The 4189-nt window shown below is 62.9% G+C and carries 5 protein-coding genes; 1 reads left to right on the top strand and 4 read right to left on the bottom strand.

What is annotated here, in order from left to right; genetic code table 11:
• Positions 1–723: AAA family ATPase (locus VEK15_14530; protein ID HXV61910.1), on the bottom strand; the 723-nt coding region annotated here is incomplete at its 3' end.
• Between the two features lie 425 nt (positions 724–1148).
• Here VEK15_14530 and VEK15_14525 point away from each other — a divergent pair.
• The gene (locus VEK15_14525; protein ID HXV61909.1) at positions 1149–1889 is read left to right on the top strand and encodes a class I SAM-dependent methyltransferase; all 741 of its coding nucleotides are present in this window, start codon (positions 1149–1151) and stop codon (positions 1887–1889) included.
• Here VEK15_14525 and lipA read toward each other — a convergent pair.
• The 3 genes from lipA to VEK15_14510 are packed head-to-tail and all read right to left on the bottom strand — an operon-like array spanning position 1886 to position 4186.
• A complete protein-coding gene (gene lipA, locus VEK15_14520; protein ID HXV61908.1) occupies positions 1886–2737 on the bottom strand; it encodes a lipoyl synthase in 852 nt (283 codons plus the stop codon). The two genes, VEK15_14525 and lipA, sit on opposite strands and share 4 nt — an antisense overlap.
• A gap of 4 nt (positions 2738–2741) precedes the next feature.
• Complete coding sequence (gene sucB, locus VEK15_14515; protein ID HXV61907.1) at positions 2742–4004, bottom strand: dihydrolipoyllysine-residue succinyltransferase; 1263 nt, start codon at positions 4002–4004, stop codon at positions 2742–2744.
• A gap of 29 nt (positions 4005–4033) precedes the next feature.
• On the bottom strand, positions 4034–4186 hold the full coding sequence (locus VEK15_14510) for a transketolase C-terminal domain-containing protein (GenBank protein HXV61906.1): 153 nt from the start codon (positions 4184–4186) through the stop codon (positions 4034–4036).
• Positions 4187–4189 lie beyond the last annotated feature (3 nt).

Below are 4189 nucleotides of genomic sequence, written 5' to 3'. Positions count from 1 at the left end.
AATGTCGGCGAGCCGCGCGATGTCCGACACGTTGAGAAGTCCGGATGCTCGTGCCGCGAGCAGCGAGAGCAGTCGCGGCAAGTCGGTCAATCCTTCGATGTGTGATAGGTCACGGACGTCGCGTTGCAGGATCGTATTGAGGTAGGAGCCGAACCAGCTCGCGCGCCGATCTGGATTTTTGCGCGTGACGACCTCGGGATAGCCTCCTCGCAGCATCCTGGAGATCAGCTCGTCGCGCGTTTCGGCAGATATCCGCTTGCGCGAGATTTCCTCATCGTAAGCGGCATCGATGAAGCGTTCGCGGCGACCCTCGATTTCGCCTTGCGACAACGGCATCAGTGGGATCAGCTCGATGCGACCCGCCAGCGATTCGGAGACGCGCGGCACGAAGAGTACGTTCGCGGAGCCCGTCAAGAGGAAGGATCCTGGCTTGCGCGCGCGATCAACGGCCATCTTGATGGCAGGAAACAATCCTGGCGCGCGCTGGACCTCATCCAAGATGATGGGAAGTTCCAGCCCGGCGAGAAAACCGTCCGGATCGCTGGAAGCGGCTGCCAGGATGGTCGCATCGTCAAGAGTGAGGTAACGGCCGCGGAAAGAGCCCGACTCGGCAAGCGATTGAACGAGAGTGCTCTTGCCCGTTTGCCGAGCCCCATGAAGAAGGACAACGGGCGTATCGCTCAACGCCTGTTCGAGTCGAGGCGTAACGTGGCGCCGCAACATGGTTGAATATTAACCGTGTTATGGTTATATTACAACCACACCTGAGCCACCGGCGTGAATACGCCGACGCGGGCTCGACGGCTGATCATCACCGAACCGCTCAATCCCTGTAGACCAATTCATGACGGGCTGATTTTGAGCGAAGTCTACTCAATAGACCTCAACGAAGTTTGCCTGAAGCCAAGCCGTATTGCGGTCGAAACGCTCCCTTTGGGAGCGGCCGCGGCAAGCTCCTGAGGATCTTTCACTTCCTCCATTACAATGGAGCTTGCCTTGCCGACGACCATACTCACCTCAAGCGCGGATTCGCGAATGTTTTACCGCTTTCTCGCAGCGATCAAGTAATCCCAGGTTTCTCCCTCGCCGGCCAAGGCGGGGCAGCGTAGAGGCCCGACCATCCCGTCGACCGCGGTAGACTTCCGGCGGTGGAATCCGAAGAGTTCGAGAAGCTCTTCCAGCTGGAAGAGTCTCTGTGGTGGTTTCGTGGCATGGAGGCCATTTCGATTGCCCTCCTCGACCGTTTCGGAGCGGAGACGAGCTCCGAGGCCTCGAGGAGGGTTCTCGATGCCGGCTGCGGGACCGGCGGCATGTTGCCGACGCTCGCCCGATACGGGTCGGTGACCGGGATCGATTTCGCGTTCATGGCACTCGAGCTCGCACGGAGAAGAGGCCCGACCCCTCTGGTTCATGGCAGCGTCGCCCGACTTCCCTTCCCCTCGGGGATCTTCGATCTCGTTACCTCGTTCGACGTCATCTACCATCGCGGAGTGCCGGAGGACGCCGTTGCGCTTGCCGAAATGACCCGGGTGCTGCGACCCGGTGGCACGCTTCTCATCCGGGTGCCCGCCTTCGAGAAAATGCGAAGCCGCCACGACGAAGCGGTGCACACGAGACAGCGCTACGGCAAGAAGGAGCTCACGGCGAAGCTGCGTGACGCGGGCCTCGAGCCGATCTTCGTGTCGTTCGCCAATTTCTTCCTGTTTCCGGTGGCTTGGGTGCGCCGCCGTGCCAGCCGCTCGACCCGTTCGGGCTCCGACGTCGAAGCGACGTCGCCCTTACTGAACGCTTTGCTCGAGAAGGTGCTCAGCCTCGAAGCCATCCTGATCGGCCGCACCTCGCTGCCGTTCGGATTGTCCCTGGTCGCCGTCGCTCGAAAAAGCCGCTAGACCGGCACCTGATTCGCGGCGTGATAGGAGCTCCTCACGAGAGGTCCTGCCTCGACATGACGAAACCCGATCGCCCTTCCTCTCCTGGCCAGCTCCTCGAATTCCCCAGGCTCGACGAATCGCTCGATGGGCAGGTGAGCCTTCGTGGGCTGAAGGTACTGCCCCAGGGTGAGGACATCCACGTGCGCGGTCTCGACGAGCTCACGCATGACCTCCTCGACTTCTCGAGCGCTCTCACCGAGTCCGAGCATCATGCCGGTCTTGCTCACGATGCCCGGTGCGAGCTCCTTGGCCCGCCGAAGCAGCTCGACCGATCGAGCGTAGCTCGCGCCCGGCCGTACCCGCTTGTAGAGGCGGGGAACGGTCTCGATGTTGTGGTTCACGATCTCGGGACGGGCGGCGAGAACGGTCTCGAGCGATGCGAGCGAACCCTGGAAGTCCGGAATCAAGACCTCCACCGACGTGCTCGGCCGCCTTCGGCGTATCGCCTCGATCGTATCCGAGAATACCGACGCGCCCCCATCGGGAAGCTCGTCCCGATTCACCGACGTGACGACCGCGTGGTCGAGCTCCATCGCCACCACGGCCTCCGCGACCCTCCGGGGCTCGTCACGATCGAGAGACGTGGGAAGACCCGTCTTGACGGCGCAGAAGCCGCAGGCTCTGGTGCACACGTCCCCCAGGATCATGAACGTGGCCGTGCCGTGCCCCCAGCACTCCGCGACGTTCGGGCAGCGCGCCTCCTCGCAGACCGTGTGCAAATCGAGTCCGCCGAGGATGCGTTTGAGCCGGAAATAGCTCTCGCCGCTCGGAAGCCGGACCTTGAGCCAGGGCGGTCTCGGGTTCATCAGGCTACCATACCTTCTCGTCCCAGCCCTCGAGCCGGCGCTTCACGTCCGCCATGAACTGATCCGCGGTTGCGCCGTCGATCAGCCGGTGATCGAACGACAGGGCCAGATAGACCATCGAACGCACCGCGATCGCATCGTTCACGATGACCGGCCGCTTGTGGATTCCACCGAGACCGAGAATAGCGACTTGCGGTTGATTGATGATCGGTGTTCCGAAGAGCGCCCCGTACGGACCGGGGTTCGTCAGGGTGAAGGTTCCTCCCTGCACTTCTTCCGGTCGGAGCTTCTTCGTTCTCGCTCTCTCGGCGAGATCGGCCACGGCGCGAGCGAGACCGAGAAAGCTCTTCTCGTCCGCTTGGCGGATGACGGGCACGATGAGGCCGTCGTCGAGGGCAACGGCGACTCCAATGTTGTATTCCTTGTTGTAGACGATGGTGTCGCCGTCGATGCGAGCGTTGATCACGGGAAAGTTCTTGAGCGACGAAGTGACGGCGCGGACGAAAAACGGCGTGTAAGTGAGCTTGACGCCCTCGTCTCTCTCGAAGACGTGCCTGGCCGCCTCGCGTGCCCGGACGATGTGACTCACGTCGGCCTCGAAGACGGTCGTGACGTGAGCGGAAGTGCGGCGCGAGACGATCATGTGCTCGGCGATGGACCTCCGCATCACGCTCATGGGCTCGACTTCGACGCGCCCGACGGGCGCCTCGGACGGGCGCTCGTGGGCGGGAACGCTCGGCGACGGTGGCGGCGGTGGAACCGACGGCGTAGGTGGCGGAGCTTCCGCCGGGGGCGCCGCCTTTCGCTTCTCGAGAAACTCGAGAACGTCCCCCTTGCTGATCCTTCCGTCACGCCCGGTACCGGTGAGCTCGCTCAAATCGATGCCGTGTTCTTCGGCCATCTTCCGCACGAGCGGCGAGCTTCGAGGCCCGTCGGTCGCGCGTTCTTCCCGGGGAGGAGGCGGAGGCGCCTTCGACGTCGGTTCCTGCGGTTTGGCGTCGGGGGGAGCCGCTTCGGTTCTCGTCGTCGAGCCCTCGCTCTCGATCAGCGCCACGATGGTGTTGATCGCGACGGTCTCACCTTCCTGAACCCTGACCTCGGCGAGGATGCCCGAGGCCGGCGCCGGGATCTCGGTATCCACCTTGTCGGTCGAAATCTCGAATAGAGGCTCGTCGCGCTCGATTCGATCCCCTACCTGCTTGTACCACTTGATGATCGTACCTTCGGCGATACTTTCGCCCATCTGGGGCATGATGACTTCGGTCATTCGGGTCGACCCTTTCTCGTTCCGCGTGATTAGTAGGCGGCGAGCTCACGGGCGGCTCGCGCCACATCCTCGACTCCAGGGATGAAGGCATCCTCGAGAGCCCCAGCGTAAGGCACCGGCGTATCGGGAGCGGTCACCCTTACGATGGGACCGTCCAGATCGTCGAACGCTTCCTCGGCGATAAT

Source organism: Vicinamibacteria bacterium (genome assembly GCA_035620555.1).
GTDB lineage: Bacteria > Acidobacteriota > Vicinamibacteria > Marinacidobacterales > SMYC01 > DASPGQ01.
Note: the sequence above shows the minus strand (reverse complement) of the source record. Positions and strands in the feature narration are given on the sequence as shown.